A 20,344-nucleotide genomic window follows, 5' to 3' on the forward strand; every position below is an offset into this window, starting at 1 on the left:
AAATTAAAGGATATAAATGAAGAATTAAATTATCATAGTATTGATGCTAATCTTGCATGGGAGTTAAACTTACCTTTACCTGATAATTATGAGTTTGTATTTTGGGGAGGACATGGAGTTGGAAATTTTGGTTTTAATAGCTTTATGAGAAATTTTGGCTTTGATATGATTTATTATTTTGATATTTTTAATTCAAAAAATAGTTATTTGCATTTTTATAAAAGATCACTCTCTTTGGATTGTCTTTTTTATATAGCAATTAGAGATTATTCTCCTTCGTCTCTTAAATGTCTTTATTTGATTAATTCCAAAAAATCCATTTGTTTAGTAAGGGATCCTATAAGTTCTTTAAAGCATCATTTAAATTATAAATGGCCGAATAAGAGGTGTTATTTAAAATTTATCAATTTAGAATATAATTTAAAAGAAATTTTGCGTAATCGTGTCGCTTATATTACCTCAGCTGCTGGCAGATTAGAAGAAAATCCAAGTTGTAATTCTGCAACGATAATAATGGATAATCATTATTCTTATTTTCACGATAGTGCCTTAAAAAAACATTTGATAGGTATAAGAAAAACATATTTTATAGATATGCAAGAGATTGTAGGAGAGAAAACTATAAAAACTTTTAAAGATCTTTCTAAAAATTTTAATCTTAAAAAAGCTATTATCGAAGATAAAGCCTTTTTTAATATTAATTTTGGAGCTTATGTAAACATGCTTCCTATTAATATAGACTTAACAAAAGAGTTAAATTCTAATGAAAAAATAATCATTTCGCTTCATAATAGAGGTCATGCTTTGTTAAAATCCAAAGTAGATAAAAGTCACATGATGATAAATGATATTTTTTCTATCAATGATGAAGATCTTTCTTATGTTATTGAAACTAAGTATTATGATGACTTATTAAAGGCTTTAGAAAATAATCATTATTTGAAAAATATAGAAGCATATCTTAATAAATTAATTTTAGCCGTTAAAGATCAAAAACAGATTGAAGATAAAAAAAGAATCAGCGAAGAGAAGCTTTTGGAATATTTTAAAAAAAATAAAGAAATGGCATTAAAATTTAAAAAAATTTTAGACGAAGAACATTTGCCTTACATCAAGAAACAACGTCCCGATATAGTTAAGTCTTGGAAATATTATGAGGAATTTGAGAGAATGTGCGAAGAGCTAGATGGGAGAGCTTAATTATCGTTTAAATGATTAGTTTGTAAATTTATTGTGTAGAAAATTTATAGGAAATTGGAATTTATTAACTTCAACTATCATACACAAGCTCTTAAAATTATATTTAAGGCTTGTATATTTTTGCAATTATTTTTTTATAAAAAATATACCATTTTTGATTCAAAGGTTTTTTTGGTTTTATTACAGCATTTTCTTTGCCATTAACAGCATGATAAATACTTACATTATATTTATTAGAATAGTATCTCATAAGAAGTTGTTGAAGTTTGTATTCTGTTGAATAATTAAACCAAGCATTATTTGAAATAGCTATAATAATGCTAGAATTTTTGTAAATTTGTTCTTTGGTGACTTCATAACATATGGCATTAGTGATGATTTGGTCATTAAGTTTGTATTGACTTTGTAAAGGTCCTTTGGAAAATTCCTCTATATTGGGTAATAAATATTTATTGATGATATCTTTTAAGAAAGGAATTTCTTCTCCAAAAGGCACTAAAAAATGTTTGTTAAAAATATAAACATTTCCTGCTTTGAAAATATAGGTACTATTATAAATTTTATTCTTTTCTATATTGAAAGCACCTGTAATAATCGTAATTTTATAAGAAAGATTTTTAAGCATTTCCTCATAAGGTGTATTTTTTAAGTTAAAGGCAAAAGCAGTTTCTGGCAAAATAACAAGTTCCTTTTTTTCATCTATGGCTTTAATAATTTCTTTGATTTGATTATTTGAGTTTTTTTCTGCATTTTCTTGTAAAAATTTTTGATCTTGAGAAATATCTGTATTAATTAATTTATAATCAAAATTTAAATTAGAAGATTTTTTTTCTTCGTATTGAAGTCCTATAAAAAATAAAATTAATATAATAGCTATTTTATAGTATCTTGAGATATATTTTTCATAGATAAAATAAGCTATTAAAAATATGCAAATAATACCTAATGTATCTGCTCTAAAAAAACCATAAACACTTAAAATTCCCCAGTTAAACCAATCAAAACCAAGTGGATGTATAAAACTTAAACAAAATATTGCACAAAGTCTTAAAAAATCATATTTAAAAAGATGACAAATTCTAAAAAGTATTCCATAAAAAAAACCAATACCAAGAATGATAATAGGAATAAGATAGCTAAGATCAAAATAAATAGAAGATAGGCCTATCCACCAAAACCAAAATATTCCTACAAAAAATCCTATCCAAAAATATTCTTTTGAATTTTTACTTTTTAAAAGTAAGATTAAGCCCCAAATAGCTAAAAAAGGACTTATAGTTTCAAAAAATAAATTTTCAAAAAAAGATAAATAAATAGGATTTGAAAGCAAAATTGAAATAAAAAAGACTTTTATTATTTTAAAAATGTTAGAATTAGGGTTAAATTTTTTTAAAAAAAGGGAAAAGTATGACAGAAAATTCAATTTTAACTTCATTATTACCTCTTGTATTTCTTTTTGCGATTTTTTATTTTTTAGTTATTAGACCACAACAAAAACAAGCAAAAGCACATAAACAAATGCTTGAGTCCTTACAAAAAGGTGATAAAATCATCACTAGCGGAGGACTGATTTGTGAGGTTGTAAAACCAGAGGATGATTTTATCAAAGTTAAGCTTAATGATGAAAATGTTATTGTAAAAATTTCAAGAGATTTTGTAGCAAAGAAAATTGATGCGTAATTCTAAATTTACTTATCGTTTGATTATTTTTATTGTAATATTTATTTTTGGTATATTTTTTTCACTTCCTTCATTTTTGCAATCTGAAAAGGGAGCAAAAATTAATCTTGGGCTAGATTTACAAGGTGGACTTTATATGCTTTTAGGCGTAGATAATCAAGAAGCATTAAAATCTAAAATAAAATCAATTGCCTCTTCTTTGAGTTACTCTATTGATAAAGAAAATATTCTTATAGATCAATTAATAACTCATAATGATAATATAGAGTTTACCTTGCTTGATAGTGCAGATATTTCAAAAATGGATGCTTTGCTTAAGGAAATTAAAGGACTTAATATAAAAGTTGAAAATTTGCACTACACTATAAGTTTTAGCGACGAAGAAATAAAAGCTATTGAAAATTATGCGCTTTTGCAAGCGGTTGAAACTATAAGAAACCGTCTGGATCAATTTGGTTTAGCTGAACCTACTGTTGCAAAACAAGGCGAAGATAAAATTTTAGTTGAATTGGCCGGGATAAAAACTAAAGAAGATGAATTAAGGGCTAAAGAAAGAATTACCAAAGCAGCACATTTGCAGCTTATGGAAGTTGATGAATCTAAAATTAAGGATGCAGCTTTTATGAGTGAAGATGAAGCCGCAAGTTATGGACTTATTATTCTTCCAGACGCTAAAAATGAAAAAATTAAATATCCTTTAAAAAGTATTCCTATTTTAGATGGATCTATGCTAAGTGATGCTAGAGTGGGTTTTAGTGATAAAAGCAACTATCCTGTAATTAATTTTACTTTAAATTCTGAAGGGGCTAAAAAATTTGCAGATTATACTGGAGCTAATGTTGGAAAGCGCTTAGCTATCGTTTTAGATAATCAGGTTTATTCTGCTCCTTCAATTAATGAAAGAATAGGTGGTGGTAGTGGGCAAATAAGCGGAAGTTTTACCCAAGAAGAAGCTAGAGATATAGCTGTTGCACTAAGAAGTGGAGCCTTGCTTGCACCTGTTAAGCTTTTAGAGCAAAGAAGTATAGGGCCATCTTTAGGTGCAGATAGTATTAAAATGAGTATGATGGCTTTAGCGGGTGCTTCTATTTTTATTGTAATTTTTATGATTTTATATTATGGAGTTGCTGGAATTTTTGCCAATATAGCTTTGTTTGTTAATGTTTTAGTTGTTGTTGCTGTTATGGCGATGTTTGGAGCAACTTTAACTTTACCAGGTATGGCTGGACTTGTTTTAACTGTTGGTATGGCAGTAGATGCAAATGTAATTATCAATGAACGTATTCGTGAATTATTAAGAGAAGGAAAAAATATAAAAACTAGTATAGAAAATGGTTATAAAAACGCTATGAGTGCTATTATTGACTCAAATATTACTTCTTTAATTACTTCTATAGCTTTATATGCCTATGGAACAGGTGCAGTTAAGGGTTTTGCTGTTACTTTGGGAATAGGAATTTTAATTTCCATGATCACAGCTATTTGGGGAACACATGGAATGTTTGATTTTTTTATGTCTAAAATTGAAAAAAGCAATAATACGAATTTTTGGTTAGGTTATAGGAGAAAATAATGCAGTTTTTTAGCGAAAAGAGAATTTATGATTTTATGAAAATGCGCTTTGTTGCTATTTCTCTTTCTTTTATTTTATTTTTTGGGTCAATTTATCTGCTTTTTGAAAGAGGTTTGCAATATGGCATTGATTTTAGCGGAGGTACTTTAATACAGTTAAAATATGAGAATTCTGCCCCTATTGCTCAAATAAGAGAAATTTTAAACAAAACAGGACAATTTCAAAATCTTTCTGTAACAGAATTTGGTTCAAAAGAGGAGATTACAATAAGATTTTTAGGAAGCAATGAAAATCTTAGTAATGATATAGGAGAATATATTAATACTCTTTTAAAAGATACTGGAAAATTCGAATTAAGACGTGTTGATGTTGTTGGTCCAAAAGTTGGAGATGAGTTAAGAAATAAAGGATTAATGGCTATTATTATTTCTTTAGTAGCAATATTAATTTATATTGCAATACGTTTTGAGTGGCGTTTTGCTATGGCAGCTATCATAAGTGAAATTCATGATATAGTAATTGTTTTGGGTTTTATATCTTTATTAAGAATTGATGTAAATTTAGACACTCTAGCAGCTGTTTTAACTGTGCTTGGATATTCTTTAAATGATACTATAATTATTTTTGATAGAATCAGAGAGGGAATTAAAACAAGTAAAGAAAATATTTTAAGTCCTATTATTAATGAAAGTGTCTCAGCTACTCTTTCAAGAACAGTTTTAACTTCAGGACTTACATTGGCTACTGTTGTAATTTTATATTTCTTTGGTGGATCGATGATAGAGGGATTTTCTTTAGCTTTGATTATAGGTATTATTATAGGAACCTTAAGTTCTATTTTTGTTGCGAGTCCTACTTTGCTTTGGTTTAAATTTAGTGTCTTAGATTTTAGAAATAAAGAATTAGAAAAATTAAAACAAAAACAAGAAAAAGAGCGCAATCGTGCTTTATATGAAAAAGGTATAGTATAGGAGAATTTATGGCATATAATGCAAGCATTATAGAGAAAAAATGGCAAGAAAATTGGGATAAGGATAATTATTTTGAGCCAAAAAAAGATTTTTCGTTAAAGAAAAAATATATTCTTTCTATGTTTCCTTATCCAAGTGGACGTATTCATATGGGTCATGTAAGAAATTATACTATAGGCGATGCATTAGCTAGATATTATCGAAAAATTGGTTTTAATGTATTACATCCAATTGGATTTGATAGTTTTGGTATGCCCGCTGAAAATGCAGCGATAAAACATAAAATTCATCCAAAAAAATGGACTTATGATAATATAGCATATATGCAAAAAGAACTTTTTTCTTTAGGTTTTTCGTTTTCTAAAAAAAGAATACTTGCTACTTCTGATCCACTTTATACAAAATTCGAGCAAGAATTTTTTATAAAAATGTTTGAAAAAGGTTTAATTTATACCAAAGAAGCAAATGTAAATTGGTGTGAGCATGATCAAACAGTTTTAGCCAATGAACAAGTAGAAGAAGGTAAATGTTGGCGCTGTGGCAATGAGGTAATTCAGAAAAAAATGCCAGGATATTATATAAAAATCACTTCTTATGCTAATGAACTTTTAAAAGATTTGGAAAAATTAAAAGACAAATGGCCTAATCAAGTTTTAACAATGCAAGAAAATTGGATAGGTAAAAGCGAAGGTTTAGAATTTACTCTTTTTCTAGATGAAGAGAGCGTAAAAAAGGTAAATAAAAAAGATCTTCAAGTGTTTACCACAAGAGCAGATACAATATATGGTATAAGCTATATTGCTTTATCTGTTGAACATGATATAGTTAAAGATTTAATTAAAAATTCTAAACTAGATGCTAAAATTATAGATCAAATTAAAATTATGCAAAATCAAAGCCCAAGGGAAAGACAAAGCAATGAAAAAGAGGGATATTTTTTAGGAATTTATGCTTTGCATCCTTTAACAAAAGAAAAAATTCCTATTTGGGTAGCTAATTTTGTTTTGTCTGATTATGGAAGTGGAGCTGTGATGGCTGTTCCTGCTCATGATGAAAGAGATTTTGAATTTGCTAAAAAGTATAATCTTGAATTTAAAGAGGTTATAAGTTCCAAAGAAAAACTTCCTTTTGCACAAAAAGTTGGCAAACTTATAAATAGTGATAAATTTAATGATTTAGATTGCAATGAAGCAAGAGAAGAGATTATTAAGGAATTTGAAAAAAATAATTTAGGTAAAAGAGTTATAAATTTTAAAATAAGAGATTGGGGGGTTTCACGTCAAAGATATTGGGGAACTCCAATTCCTATGGTTAAATGTAATGATTGTGGTTTAGTTTGTGAAAAAATCGAAAATCTGCCTATACTTTTACCTGAAGATGTAGAAATTACTGGTGAAGGCAATCCTTTAGATAGGCATTTAGAGTGGAAAAACTGTTCATGCCCTAAATGCGGAAAGAAAGCTACAAGAGAGAGTGATACTTTGGATACTTTTTTTGAAAGTTCTTGGTATTATGCACGTTTTGCAAGTGATGAGGACACTTGGCAAAATAAAGTTTTTGATGAAAAAAGTGTTAATTATTGGCTTAGCGTTGATGAATACATTGGTGGAATCGAGCATGCTATTTTGCATTTATTATATGCAAGATTTTTTCAAAAAGTATTAAGAGATCTTGGGTATTTAAAAAATGATGAGCCTTTTTTGAAACTTTTAACACAAGGTATGGTTTTAAAAGACGGTTTTAAAATGAGTAAATCAAAGGGCAATGTTGTTGATCCTGATGAAATTATAAAAAAATATGGTGCGGATACTGCTAGACTTTTTATTTTATTTGCTGCTCCTCCAGCAAAAGAATTAGAGTGGAATGATGATGCACTTGAAGGAGCTTATCGTTTTATTTGCAAACTTTATGATAGGGCTTTAAATGTTGAGAGTGGAAATTATATTTTAAAGCATGAAGAATTAAGCAAAGAGGAAAAATATGCAAGATTAAAAGTTTATGAAGCTTTAAAAAAATCAGAAGAAGTTTATAATAAAACTTATGCTTTTAATACTTTAATCGCAGCTTGTATGGAGGCAATCAATGCTTTAAATCAATGCAAAAATAAAGCTCTAGAACAAGAGGCTTTTTATATTATTTTAAATATTTTAGAGCCTATTATTCCTCATGTATGTTTTGAGCTAAGTGATAAACTTTTTAAGTGTAGAAATTTTAAAAAATTAGAAATAAAAGAAGAAGTTTTTAGAAAAGATTCTTTAGTTTTAATTGTGAGTGTTAATGGAAAAAAACGTTCTGAAATTGAAGTTTTAATAAATACTTCACAGGATGAAATTTTAAATATAGCTAAAAAAAGTGTTCAAAAATGGATTCAAGATAAGGTTATTGTAAAAGAAATTTATATTAAAGACAAATTGGTAAATTTGGTGATCAAATGAAAAAATATTTTTTATTCTGTGTCATTTTTTTTCTAAGTGCTTGTGGATATATACCTACTTCAAAACTTGCAGATAGAATTTTTAATGAAAAAGTTTATGTAAATGTAGAATTAAACGCACAAGATCCTAAAAATAGTATTTTTGTAGCAGATACATTAAAAGAAGTAATTATTAGCAAACTTGGAAGAAAACTTGCTTTAAAACATGAAGCTGATGATATTATTAACGTTAAAATGAATAATTTGACCTTTATTCCTTTAGTTTATGATAAAAATGGCTATGTGGTTAGTTATAAGGCAAAATTAGATTTGGAATTTAATGTAGTCTTTAAGGATGGAAAGACACAATTATTTAACGCGAGCGGAAGTTACGATTTTGATATTTCTCCTAATAGTATTATTAGCGATACAGCAAGATTTGAAGCAATTAGATATGCATCAAGTGAAGCTTTTGATGAGTTTATTTCAATGATTGCTATTAAAGGTTATAAAAATGGCAATTAATGTTAATGAAATTGCTAAAGAAACTTTAATCGCTTTAAAAGAAAGAAAATTAAAAGCTACTCCAGAAAATTATACAGAAGTTTTTGAAGAGTTAAGTCAAAAATATGGTTTTGTTTCAAATAACAAATTAAAACTTGAAAAATACAAAACTTTACTTTTACCTCATTATCAACAAGAGTTAAATGGAAAAATTATTCGTAATTTAGAAGAATTTATTAGTTTTTTAATATCTATATTAAATAGACAAAGTGGAAAACAATTTAATGAATTCTTTGATTTTTTAGCTACTATTAATAGAGTGTTGCAAATTAGTAAAGATAAAAAAATCAAAGAATTAGCCAAAATTACTTCTATAAGAATTTCTAAAACTATGGATAGTGAAAGTATTTATTTGCTTAATAAAAAATGGAAAGAACTTGAGAAAAGTTATGAAGATGAAAGTCTTGATATAGAAGTACGTAAATATGGTGTAAGTAAATATGATGATTTTGATAGTGTTATAAAAAAACTTTTATCTCAATTAGAAGAGAGAAGCTATGAATATTTTGCACATTTACTTTCTTTATGTTTAAGTCCATCTTTAGTGAGTGATTTGAAAATTGAGAATTTTGTCCAAAAATTAAAAGAAAAATCTTTTATTTTATCAGAAAATAATTTTGAAAATGAGCTTTTAGGATATGTAAATAAAAGAATTATAGCTGATAATATGTATGTTCAAAAAAATCTAAATTTTTTTAATGATAATTTAAAAAAAATTCAAACACTTTTTAATTCTTTGGATAAATTTAATCAACAAAATATTGATTTTTTTGAAACCTTAAATCCCGATGAGAGAGGAGAGGTTAAATTAAGCTTTGAAGATTTAAAACGCAAATTTTGTAGTATTGATGAGAAAATTAAAACTTTAAATGCGCAAATTCAGTTTACGCAAAATTTAGAAGAAAGAGAGGCTTGGAGCGTAGTAAAAGAACTTGAAAAGCTAGATGAAAATTATGTAAAATATAAAGTAAACTATTCTTTAGCTCTTTTTTCTATTAGTAATTATAATTTTATTATAGAAAAATATGGTTTAAATAGCTTAAGTGAAATTTTTACTCGTTTTAAAAAAATTTTAAAAGAAAATTGCAAAGAATTAGATGAACTTTGGATGATAGATGAAAAAAGTTATTTAATTATTTCTCCTGGAAAAAATAAAGAACAAATGACTTCTCTTGTAGAAAGTAATTTAAAAACTATAGAAAATTTTAAATTTATCTATAAAAATGATTTAATTTCACCGAAAATAAAATCTGTTTATTTAGACAGAGATGGCAATCCTGATGGGAATATTTTAGAAGAATTAATTGAGCAGATTAATATAAATGAACAAAGTTAGTGAATTTTTACTAAAAAAATCAAGCAACTATGATAAAATTGATCGTTTTGTTGCTTTTAGGATATATGAAAAATATAAAAAAAAATTAAAGATAAAACCCATAATTCATATCATAGGCACCAATGGAAAAGGAAGCACGGGAAGATATTTAGCTCAACTTTTATACCAACTAGGTTACAAAGTTGGTCATTATACAAGTCCACATCTTTTTAGTTTTAATGAAAGGTTTTATTTAAATTCTAAAATTGTAAGTGATCAGAAATTAGAAATAGCTCATCAAAAATTATTAAATATTCTTAAAAATGATTTGGAAGAATTAAGTTATTTTGAATACGCTACATTTTTAGCCACAATACTTTTTAAAGAGTGTGATTATATTATTTTTGAAGCAGGGGTAGGCGGAGAATATGATGCTACTTCTATTTTTGATAAAAAATTAAGTGTTTTTACAAGAATAGGTTTTGATCATAAAGAGCTTTTAGGTAATACGCTTAAAGATATAGCAAGAACAAAATTAAAAGTTATGGCAAAAAAAGCTATTATAACTAAAAAACAAGAAAAAGAGGTTTTAGATCTATCAAAACACATCGCCTATATCAAAAAATCAAAATTGTATTATAGTGATTCTTTGAATAATATTTTAAAGAAACAATTTGAAAATTATGTTATGAAGTATCAATTACCAGATTTTTTAAAACATAATTTAGATTTAGCTTTAAATACATGTATTCTTTTAGAGGGTAAAAAGAGAACTTCAATGGCTTTTGAAAAACTTAAAGCTTTAAATTTATTAGGCAGATGTCAAAAGATTAATTCTAAGCTTTATGTGGATGTTGGACATAATCAAATGGCAGCTAAAGCTTTATATGAAAGATTTCAAAATACAAAGATAGATTTGATATATAATTCTTATTTAGATAAAGATATTTTTGAAATTTTAAAAACATTAAAGCCTATAATAGATACAATAAAAATTTACAAATATGAAGATAAATATAGAGAGTTAGCAAATAATAGAATTTTTTTTATAGCTAAAGAATTAAATATAAAATGTGAAGATTTTCAGGGTTTAAATGCAAATAGAATTAGTTTGGTATTTGGATCTTTTGTTTTGGTTGAAAAATTTTTAAAGGAATTGTGTGAGTAAAAATAAATTTACTATAACAATCACGGATATTAATGGTTCAAAACATTTTTATTTAAGTAGGATAATTAAAAAAATTGTATTTTATATTATTGTTTTTATTTTCTTTTTTTTAGTTTTTAGTGGGTTTTATATTAAATATCTTGATGATAAGTTAAGTGATTTAAGTAGAAAAAGAGAGGATTTACTTAGAAAAAATCAAGAGCTTATTCAAAGCAATGAGCAAATGCAAAAGAGCATAGAAGAAAAAACGCAAGAATACGCTGCGATTGAGGATAAAATTATAAGCTTTGAAAGAGCATTAGGGCTTGAAAATGAGCAAAATTTAACCATTAATGATAGATTAGATAATCTTAAGCTTACTAATGAAGATCAAACTAAAATTCTTAGCCAAATTCCTAATGGTTTTCCCATAGCAAATAAAGGAGTTACAGGTAGCTTTGGATGGAGGGAACATCCGCTTTTAAAACGTAGGGAATTTCATCCAGGTATTGATTTAAGAGCCGAAATTGGAACGCCTATTTATGCAACTGCTAATGCAGTTGTGGAATTTGCAGGCTATAGCGACAATGGTTATGGTTATAATGTTATTTTACTTCATAATTTTGGTTTTAAAACAGTTTTTGCTCATATGATGAGAAGAGATGTTGTAAAAGCTGGACAATATGTCAAGAAAGGAGATTTAATAGGATATAGTGGAAATACAGGACTTTCTACAGGCCCTCATTTGCATTATGAAGTAAGATTTATTAATAAAACTTTAGAGCCTTTATACTTTTTAAAATTGCAAAGAAATAATATTAGTAATTTTTTTAATCAAGAAAGGAGAGTACCATGGCAATCTTTGGTAAAAGCAATTACGCAACGACAAATAATTCCGGTTCAGAAACAACAGTCATCTCCTCAGGTGCAAGAATAGAGGGAAAATTTTATTTTGCTTCCATGCTACATGTTGATGGAGAGCTTGTAGGAACAATCCATTCTCAAAGCATAGTAGTTATTGGAAAAAGAGGTGTTTTAAAAGGTGAATTAAAAGCAGATAAAATAGTCGTTAATGGATATTTTGAAGGAGAATTAGAAGCCAATAGTTTAGAAATTTTATCAGGTGGTATAGTAGATGGAAACATTGTTATACAAGAGCTTAGTGTTGAAAATGGTGGAAAGTTTAATGGAAGTAGTAAAATTAAAGAAGAGCCTAAATTAATTGAAAATAATCAAGAAGAATAATGCAAGCAGCTTTTTATGAATTTTTGCAAAATAATATCCATACCAAAGTAATCATTTGCGAAGATGATAAAGAAGCGGATTTATTAGCACAAGTTTCCAATTTTCAATCTTATAAAACTTTTGTTTTGCCAGATTTTAGAGCTGAGTTTGGTGATGATTTAAGATCTTTTTCAAAAGAGCTTTTTGAGATTTGTAGAGTATTGGATTCTTATTATAAAGAAAAAGAGAAAAAAAAGATTTTAATTTCTCCTATTGCAACTTTGCTTCATAAACTACCAGGAGAAAGTAATTTAAAAAATTATTATATTTATAAAAATGAGAAATTTGATTTTTTAAAATTTAAAGAACAAATTGAATATTTAGGTTATGAATTTGTAGATATAGTGCAAGATAAAGCAGAAGTTTCAATACGTGGTGATGTTATTGATATTTTTTGCATTAATAAAGAAAAGCCTATTCGTATTTCATTTTTTGCAGATGAAATTGAAAGTATAAGAGAATTTGATATCAATACTCAAAAATCTATACCCTATGAATTACAAGAACTAGAAATTTGTCCCTTCTTAAATTCTTTTTCAAAAGAAGAATATGAAAATTTTAATAAAAAGCTTGAAAATTTCCAAAGTCAAACTTTAATCAACGATATACATTCTTTAGGTTTTTGGTGTATAGATAATTTTTTTGATTATTTATCTTTAGATTTTATAAGTATTAAGCCTTTATATATAGATGATAAAGATTTAAACTTTATAAATGAAAAAGTTATTCCAGAACCTAAAAATTTTAAAGATTTGCAAAGCTCATATACTAAAGATTTTTTTGTTTTTCATCAAAATAAAAAAATAAAAGTTTTAGCAAGAAATGAAGCTTTATTTAAGCAATTAGAATTGGATTTTAAAAATATTGTTTTTGAAAAAAGTGATTTAAGAATTAATATTATTTCAAAAGATGAGATTATTCTTTCTTTAAATAAAAAAGAAAGAAAAGAAGTAAAAAGAAAATCTTCTTTGATTCTTGATGAATTGAAAAATGGAGATTTTGTTGTGCATCAAGACTATGGTGTGGGAAAATTTTTAGGACTTGAAATGATACAGGTAAGTGGAGCAAAAAAGGAATTTGTAGCAATAGCTTATCAAAATCAAGATAAGCTATTATTACCTGTAGAAAATTTGTATTTGATTGATAAATATTTAGGTTCAAGTGGATTTATCCCAACTCTTGATCGTTTAGGTAAAATGAATTTTGCCAAATTAAAAGAAAAATTAAAAGCAAAACTTCTTGCCATTGCGACACAGATTGTAAATTTAGCCGCTAAAAGAGCTTTGATCAAGCCAAAAGATATTAAGGTTGATTTTGCCTTGCAGGCTCAATTTGTATCAAAAGCAGGTTTTTCTTATACCAAGGATCAAAATAAAGTTTGTGCAGAAATTTTAGAAGATTTTGAAAATAATAAAATCATGGATAGATTATTAAGTGCTGATGTAGGTTTTGGAAAAACCGAAGTTGCTATGAATGCTATCTTTGCTGTAGTTAAAAGTGGCTTTAGTGCTTTTTTCTTTGTGCCAACAACGCTTTTATCGTATCAACATTTTAAAACTTTAAAAAAAAGATTTAATGAGTTTAATATAGCTGTTTTTAAACTTGATCGCTTTACAAGCGCTAAAGAAAAAAAAGATATTTTAACCAAACTTAAAGAACAAAAACCTTGTGTTGTGATTGGAACACATGCTCTTTTAAATGTAGAATGTGAAAATTTAGCTTTGATTATTGTTGATGAAGAGCATAAATTTGGGGTTAAACAAAAAGAAAAATTAAAAGAAATAAGTAAAAATTCTCACCTTTTATCTATGTCTGCTACTCCAATTCCAAGAAGCTTAAATCAAGCTTTAAGTTCTATAAAATCCTACAGCACTTTACAAACTCCTCCAGAAGAAAGACTTGATGTTAGAACCTTTGTAAAGGAAAAAAATGAGGTTTTGATTAAAGAGGCCATTATGAGAGAGTTAAGGCGTGGAGGGCAAATTTTTTATATTCATAATCATATTGCAAGCATACAAGAGTGTAAAGAATATTTATTGAATATAGTTAAAAATTTAAGAATTTTGATCTTGCATTCAAAGATTGACTCTAAAACCCAAGAAGAGGAAATATTGAAATTTGAAGATAAACAATACGATCTTTTGCTTTGTACTTCTATAGTAGAAAGTGGGATTGATTTAGCTAATGTAAATACCATTTTAGTGGAAAAAGCGGATTATTTTGGTATGGCGGATTTACATCAGCTTAGAGGACGCGTAGGAAGAAGTAATAAACAAGGTTATTGTTATTATTTAATTGAAAATAAAGAAAATGTGAGTAAAGATGCATTAAAAAGACTTGTGTCATTGGAGAGTAATTCTTTTTTAGGTTCAGGTTCTATCCTTGCTTATCACGACCTTGAAATTAGAGGAGGGGGAAATTTATTAGGTGTTGATCAAAGCGGGCATATAGAGCAAATTGGTTATAGTTTATATCTTAAAATGCTAGAAGATGAGTTAAATGCTTTGACTAAAAATGAAAGTATAGAAGAAGATAAGCTTGATTTAAGGTTAAGTATTAATGCCTTTTTAAACAATGAACTTATTAGCGAGGATCGTTTAAGATTAGAGCTTTATAGAAGACTTAGTAAATGTCAAAGCGTAAGTGAAGTTTATGAAATTCAAGGAGAAATTGAAGATCGTTTTGGAAAACTAGATATTTATACTAAACAATTTTTAGAACTTATTATGATTAAAATTTTAGCTTATAAAAGATATAAAAGTATTACAAGTTATGAAATGAATATTCAACTTACTAAAAAAGATGGAAGTAAAGAGCTAATTAAAGCATCAAGCAAAGATGATGATGATGTGATTTATGCTCTTTTAAATTATTTAAGAAAGAACGAAAATTGAGTGGGTTTGACATTTTTAAATATCTTTATACATTAGATTTAACTTTTAGTGATTTTGAATGGTTAGAAGAAAAAGAATTTGGGGACTTTGAGTTGCTAGTTTCTGTTGTTTTAACTCAAAATACAAACTGGAAAAATGTTTTAAAAGCTTTAGAAAATCTCAAAAAAGCTAATATTTCTTCTTTAGAGCAATTAAAAAATTTAGAAGATAAAGAACTTGCTTTGCTTATAAAGCCAAGTGGTTTTTATAATACAAAAGCAAAGCGAATAAAAACTCTTGTCAATGCTATCTTAAAAGATTATAAGAATTTAGAATGTTTTAAAGAAAATGTTAGTAGAGAATGGTTATTAGGTATCAAAGGTTTAGGATTTGAAAGTGCTGATAGTATTTTAAATTATCTTTGTAAAAGAGAAATTTTAGTAGTAGATGCTTATACCAATAGATTAGCCTTAGCGTTAAATTATGAATTTTTAGACTATGAAGAATTAAGAGAATTTTTTGAAAGTGGCATAGAGCAAAATCAAGATAAAATTTGCAAAATTCTAGGTAAAAAATGTGAGCTTTATACAATTTATCAAATTTTTCATGCTTTAATTATTTCTTTTGTTAAAACTTATTTTAAAGGCTCGAAAATTACCGAACAAGGCAAGGAAATTTTAAAAAATATTTATTAAGGAAAGAAATGCAAGCAAAAGGTTCAAATTTAATCCCTATTTTAACTATAGCTGGTAGTGATTGTAGTGGAGGAGCTGGAATTCAAGCTGATTTAAAAACTTTTAGTGCTCATAATCTTTTTGGTATGAGTGTAATTTTAAGCGTTGTTGCTGAAAATACAAGTAGAGTAATTTCTGTGCATCATATTCCAGAAGAAATTATCAATGAGCAATTTGAAGCTATATTTGAGGATATTGTTCCAAAGGCGATAAAAATAGGAATGATTGGAACAAAAGAATTGATGAATTGTGTTGCTTTTAATTTAGAAAAATATCAAGCCAAAAATATAGTAATTGATCCTGTGATGTTTGCTAAAAATGGTTTTGCTTTGATGAAAATGCAAGATTGTCATCATTTTAAAGAAAATATTTTAAAATTTGCTGATGTTTTAACTCCAAATATACCGGAAGCAGAATTTCTTTGTGATTTTAAAATTCAAAATGAGCAAGATATGATCAAAGCAGCTAAAAAACTTCATAAACTTGGGGCAAAAAATATTGTTTTAAAAGGTGGGCATAGTGAAGATAATGCCAATGATGTATTATTTGATGGTAATGAAATATATATTTTAAAAGCAGAGCGTATTAAAACAAAAAATACTCACGGCACAGGTTGCACTTTATCTTCTGCAATTGCTAGCAATATTGCTAAAGGATTTAGTATTTATGATGCTATAAAAGAGGCTAAAGAATATGTTAAAAATGCTATTTATTATTCTTTAAATCTTGGCAAAGGTTGTGGTCCTACAAATCACTTTTATAAGTTTTTAAATGATTGATTTAAGTTTATATTTAGTAGCTAGCAAACAAGATAAAAGTGATGAAACTTTTTTAAATACCTTAGAACAGGCTATTAGGGGTGGAGTGGGTATAATCCAACTTAGGGAAAAAGAACTTAGTGCTCGTAAATTTTTTGAGTTAGCCTTTAAGGTAAAAAAACTTTGTGATGCTTATTGCATTCCTTTAATCATCAATGATAGATTAGATATTGCATTGGCTTTAGATGCTAGTGGAGTGCATTTAGGACAAGAGGATTTAGATATAAAACTTGCTAGAAAAATTTTAGGCAAAGATAAAATTATAGGTCTTAGTTTGCAAAAAATAGAACAGCTTAAAAATATTGAAGGTGCAAATTATCTAGGTTGTGGTGCTATAAATTCAACCCCAACAAAAAAAAGCGAAATTTTAAGTCTTGAGATTTTAGAGCAAATTATAACTTTATCAAAATTACCCGTTGTTGCAATAGGTGGCATTGATGAGACAAATGTTTTAAATTTAAAAGGTTTAAAGCTTAGTGGTATAGCTGTTGTAAGAGCTATTATGTGTGCTAAAGATCCTTTTTTAGCGAGTAAAAACCTAAGAAAGCTTTTTAAGAGTTTATAATGCAAATTTATCTTACTAATGAATTAGAATTTAAAGAAGTGCAAAATCTTATTTTAAACGAACTTATTTTTTATGATTTTAAAGTCGATTTAAATCTTTATGATGCCTTGATTATAACCTCAAAAAATGCCATTAAAGCTTTAAAAAAAACTAAAAGTATTTTAAATTTTGATTTAAAAGTTTATGCAGTGGGAGAAAATACAGCAAAAGAAGCTTTTAATTTAGGATTTAAAAATGTAAAATACCCAAAACTTTCTTATGCTAGCAATCTTTATGAAGAATTTAAAGAAGAGTTAAGAGATAAAAAATGTCTTTATTTAAGGGCCAAAGAACTTTCTTCAAATTTGGTTCAAAAACTTTTGGGTCAAAATGTAAATTTAACACAGATCATAGCCTATGAAAATATATATAAAAAACCCAATGTTTGTATCACTCATCCTTGTATTGTTATTTTTACTTCGCCATCTTGTGTAAATTATTTTTTAAAAACTTATGATATTAAAGAAGAAGATTATTTAATAGCCATAGGTGAAAGCACCGCAAAACAACTTTTAAAATATAATAATGTCTTAGTTTGTAAAAATCCAAATTTAGAAGAATGTATTCAAATTGCCAAAAATCTAAAAGCAAATTTATAAATTTCTTATATTTTTTAAATACAATAATTGAAAATTTTAAAAAAGTTAGAAAAATGAAAAGCATAAAAAGTCCTAAAATTAAAGATATTATTACTCTTCCAAGTACGGCTGTATTAAATCCCATTTTAGAGGATAACGTTTTAACGTGTATGCATGGAGGAAAAGTAGAGCTAAAAGCTAAGAAAGCTAAAAAAATGACCGATCAGGGCATTGGCATTGTTTTAAGAAGAGAAATTGAAGGAGCCAGTATTAAAGGATGTTCAAATCCTCCCATACTTGGCGGACCTTGTCAAAAAGTATTAATGCTTTTTCCTTATACATATTCTAAACATAAAATTAATGATGATTTTATAATTTTGCAGTTAGGTCTTATAGGGACAAGTGATAAGGGCTTTCCTATTTTAGCAATCCCTAAGCCTAATAAAATTAAATTTTCTCCTATAAAAACTAAAGCTTCAAAACTTGCAAAAATAACTTATGAACAAATGAAGATATAAATCTTCATTTAGCAAATATTTTTCTAAGAAAAATAAAAGATAAGATAAGCACAAAGATATTTGCCATTAAAGGTGTTAGCCATACTCCATTTAAATTTAAAAACAAAGGAAGTATAAATAAAAAAATAAGAGGTATAAAAAGATTTTGGTTTAAAGAAATAATAAGAGAGGATTTTGGTTTATTAAAAGCTGTGAGAAAAGAGGTGCTTAAAACATTAATCCAAATGATTAAATAATTAAAAGAAAATATCATTAAAGCATGAGATCCAAAATCTAAAAATTCTTTATTTTTATCTTTTGAAAAAAAGCTTATTAAGTTTTCTTTAAAAGTTAAAACTATAAAAAGTATTGTTATGCTAAAAATAAATGCACTTATTAAAATAGGTATAATCAAATTTTTAACGCGTTTTATATCTTTTTTTGCATAATTAAAACTAAGAGCAGGTTGCATCGCATCACACATGCTAATTAGTAAGCTAATAATAAAAGTATTGATATATAAAATAATAGAAAACGCCGCAACACCTTTAGTGCCTGCAAGATTTAGTAAAACTAAATTAGCAAAAATACTAAATAAAGATGTAGAAACATTATTAAAAAATTCAGAGCTTCCATTATAAATAATGTTTTTAAATTCTTTAAAACTTAAGGCAATTTTTGTAAATTTTAATTCTAGATTTTGGATTAAAAAAGGTAAAATTCCAAAAATTCCTCCAAGGCTTAAGCCTATGCAAGTAGCAAGCGCGGCCGAAAAAACTCCCCAACCTAAAACAACAATAAAAAGATAATCAAAAAATAAATTACTTAAAGCAATGATAATATTTATTATCATACTATAAAAAGTTTTGCCACAAATTCTTAAATAATTATCTAAAGCAAAAGAGATCATAGTAATAGGTGCAAATAAAGCAAAAACTATTAAAATTTCTTTACACAGCTCTTTGACTTCTTTGCTAACATTTAACAAATCAATCAACAAAGGCCCTAAAAAATATTCTATAAATCCCATAAGAAAAGAAAAAGCTAAAATAATAACTATACAAGCACTAAACATTGTTTTAGCTTCTTCTTTTTGGTTTTTACCAAGCTTCATAGAAATTTGAACAGCTGATCCAACCCCTATTGTATCGGCAATAGCAAAACTCATAATTATAAAAGGTAAAACAAGTCCAAGAGCGGCAAGGGCATTATTTCCTAGATATTTACCAACAAAAATTCCATCAACAATATAATAAAAAGCTAAAAAACTTGCACTAATCATATTAGGAAAAGCACATTTAGAGAATAACTTCCACGCTGGAAGTTTTGTAAATATATCTGACATAAAAATTCCTTAAAGATAATAATATTAATTTTTTATCTCTAAAGAAGCTAATATATTGTTTGAAAGCCTAAAATGTAGTGATTAAGTTTTAAAATTCTCATGTATATAATTTAATTTATTTTTTATTTTAAGTATTATAGATAATGCAAATAAATAAGTCAAGATTTTTATACCCTATAAAAGGGTATAAAATTATTTGATAATTCCACATGCCATTCTAGCGCCACCACCACCAAGTGCAGCTGGATGATCGCTGTGATTATCTCCGCCAAAATGAATCATTAAAGCGTGATTTTTGATTTCGCTTAATTTTTTAATTTTTGGAGCTAAAACAGGATTAGTAGCATTTCCTTTATCATCAACATAGAGTGCTGGAAGATCGCCTAAGTGCCCTTTATCATCCCATGTAAATGAATGTGTTTTGGTATTTTTAGGATCAAAGTGTCCTCCTGCTTTCATTCCTAAACCTTTTTCAGTCGCCCCACAGTCTGCATTTTCATGAACATGAAAACCATGAATTCCTGGCTGTAAACTATTTAATTGTGGATAAAAAGCTACTCCATATTTTGTTTGAACGGCTACAACTTCTCCTATGGCTTTATTTCCATTTTTATCAAGTAAATCCATTTTAATAGTTATATGATCTTTAACAGATTTAGGATCAAAAGTTTGATTTTCAGCTGCAAAAAGTAAACTTGCCATTGCCAAAGATGCAAAAATAATTTTTTTCATTTTATCTCCTTTTGTA

Annotated in this window: 19 protein-coding genes; 16 read left to right on the forward strand and 3 right to left on the reverse strand. The window is 26.9% G+C overall.

Going from position 1 to position 20,344, the window contains the following annotated elements:
* Positions 1–1,200: DUF2972 domain-containing protein (locus tag DU473_RS06730; protein WP_131186813.1), on the forward strand; the 1,200-nt coding region annotated here is incomplete at its 5' end.
* 103 nt (positions 1,201–1,303) lie between these two features.
* Here DU473_RS06730 and DU473_RS06735 read toward each other — a convergent pair.
* Complete coding sequence (locus DU473_RS06735; protein ID WP_131186814.1) at positions 1,304–2,635, reverse strand: apolipoprotein N-acyltransferase; 1,332 nt, start codon at positions 2,633–2,635, stop codon at positions 1,304–1,306.
* On the opposite strand from DU473_RS06735, the gene yajC reads away from it, so the two are divergent.
* Genes yajC through DU473_RS06810 form a run of 15 tightly spaced genes read left to right on the forward strand, consistent with a single transcriptional unit; the run spans position 2,608 to position 18,272 of the window.
* Positions 2,608–2,880, forward strand: coding sequence for a preprotein translocase subunit YajC (gene yajC, locus DU473_RS06740; protein ID WP_131163530.1), 273 nt, complete (start codon positions 2,608–2,610; stop codon positions 2,878–2,880). The two genes, DU473_RS06735 and yajC, sit on opposite strands and share 28 nt — an antisense overlap.
* Complete coding sequence (gene secD, locus DU473_RS06745) at positions 2,873–4,453, forward strand: protein translocase subunit SecD (protein ID WP_131163529.1); 1,581 nt, start codon at positions 2,873–2,875, stop codon at positions 4,451–4,453. Before yajC ends, secD begins: the two co-directional genes overlap by 8 nt.
* Positions 4,453–5,424, forward strand: coding sequence for a protein translocase subunit SecF (gene secF / locus DU473_RS06750; protein ID WP_131186815.1), 972 nt, complete (start codon positions 4,453–4,455; stop codon positions 5,422–5,424). Before secD ends, secF begins: the two co-directional genes overlap by 1 nt.
* Before the next feature lie 8 nt (positions 5,425–5,432).
* Positions 5,433–7,859 carry a leucine--tRNA ligase gene (leuS, locus tag DU473_RS06755; protein ID WP_131163527.1) on the forward strand — a complete coding sequence of 809 codons (2,427 nt, stop codon included), beginning with the start codon at positions 5,433–5,435 and terminating at the stop codon, positions 7,857–7,859.
* Positions 7,856–8,362 (forward strand): LPS assembly lipoprotein LptE, encoded by a 507-nt coding sequence (gene lptE, locus DU473_RS06760; protein WP_131166289.1) that lies wholly within the window; start codon positions 7,856–7,858, stop codon positions 8,360–8,362. Before leuS ends, lptE begins: the two co-directional genes overlap by 4 nt.
* Entirely contained in the window at positions 8,352–9,737 is a 1,386-nt protein-coding gene (locus DU473_RS06765) for a hypothetical protein (protein ID WP_131186816.1), read from the forward strand. The genes lptE and DU473_RS06765 overlap by 11 nt, the downstream gene beginning before the upstream one ends.
* Positions 9,724–10,884, forward strand: coding sequence for a Mur ligase family protein (locus DU473_RS06770; protein ID WP_131186817.1), 1,161 nt, complete (start codon positions 9,724–9,726; stop codon positions 10,882–10,884). The genes DU473_RS06765 and DU473_RS06770 overlap by 14 nt, the downstream gene beginning before the upstream one ends.
* Positions 10,877–11,800 (forward strand): peptidoglycan metallopeptidase Pgp4, encoded by a 924-nt coding sequence (gene pgp4, locus DU473_RS06775; protein WP_131186818.1) that lies wholly within the window; start codon positions 10,877–10,879, stop codon positions 11,798–11,800. Before DU473_RS06770 ends, pgp4 begins: the two co-directional genes overlap by 8 nt.
* Positions 11,716–12,108 (forward strand): bactofilin family protein, encoded by a 393-nt coding sequence (locus tag DU473_RS06780; RefSeq protein ID WP_131163522.1) that lies wholly within the window; start codon positions 11,716–11,718, stop codon positions 12,106–12,108. Before pgp4 ends, DU473_RS06780 begins: the two co-directional genes overlap by 85 nt.
* Positions 12,108–15,041: a transcription-repair coupling factor gene (gene mfd / locus DU473_RS06785; protein WP_131186819.1), complete on the forward strand. Its 2,934-nt coding sequence runs from the start codon at positions 12,108–12,110 to the stop codon at positions 15,039–15,041. The genes DU473_RS06780 and mfd overlap by 1 nt, the downstream gene beginning before the upstream one ends.
* Positions 15,038–15,715 (forward strand): 3-methyladenine DNA glycosylase, encoded by a 678-nt coding sequence (locus DU473_RS06790; protein ID WP_131163520.1) that lies wholly within the window; start codon positions 15,038–15,040, stop codon positions 15,713–15,715. The genes mfd and DU473_RS06790 overlap by 4 nt, the downstream gene beginning before the upstream one ends.
* An 8-nt stretch (positions 15,716–15,723) precedes the next feature.
* Positions 15,724–16,533, forward strand: a complete 810-nt coding sequence (thiD, locus tag DU473_RS06795) for a bifunctional hydroxymethylpyrimidine kinase/phosphomethylpyrimidine kinase (protein ID WP_131163519.1) — start codon at positions 15,724–15,726, stop codon at positions 16,531–16,533.
* Positions 16,526–17,137, forward strand: coding sequence for a thiamine phosphate synthase (thiE, locus tag DU473_RS06800; RefSeq protein ID WP_131163518.1), 612 nt, complete (start codon positions 16,526–16,528; stop codon positions 17,135–17,137). Before thiD ends, thiE begins: the two co-directional genes overlap by 8 nt.
* A complete protein-coding gene (locus DU473_RS06805) occupies positions 17,137–17,775 on the forward strand; it encodes a uroporphyrinogen-III synthase (RefSeq protein ID WP_131166285.1) in 639 nt (212 codons plus the stop codon). The genes thiE and DU473_RS06805 overlap by 1 nt, the downstream gene beginning before the upstream one ends.
* A gap of 53 nt (positions 17,776–17,828) precedes the next feature.
* The gene (locus DU473_RS06810) at positions 17,829–18,272 is read left to right on the forward strand and encodes a hypothetical protein (RefSeq protein WP_131163516.1); all 444 of its coding nucleotides are present in this window, start codon (positions 17,829–17,831) and stop codon (positions 18,270–18,272) included.
* Between the two features lie 4 nt (positions 18,273–18,276).
* On the opposite strand, the gene DU473_RS06815 is transcribed toward DU473_RS06810, so the two are convergent.
* Together DU473_RS06815 and DU473_RS06820 are read right to left on the reverse strand one after the other, a co-directional pair.
* A complete protein-coding gene (locus DU473_RS06815; RefSeq protein ID WP_131186820.1) occupies positions 18,277–19,596 on the reverse strand; it encodes an MATE family efflux transporter in 1,320 nt (439 codons plus the stop codon).
* 192 nt (positions 19,597–19,788) lie between these two features.
* Positions 19,789–20,328 carry a superoxide dismutase family protein gene (locus DU473_RS06820; protein ID WP_131186821.1) on the reverse strand — a complete coding sequence of 180 codons (540 nt, stop codon included), beginning with the start codon at positions 20,326–20,328 and terminating at the stop codon, positions 19,789–19,791.
* Positions 20,329–20,344 lie beyond the last annotated feature (16 nt).

The organism is Campylobacter novaezeelandiae (assembly GCF_004323845.1).
GTDB classification, from domain to species: Bacteria; Campylobacterota; Campylobacteria; order Campylobacterales; family Campylobacteraceae; genus Campylobacter_D; species Campylobacter_D novaezeelandiae.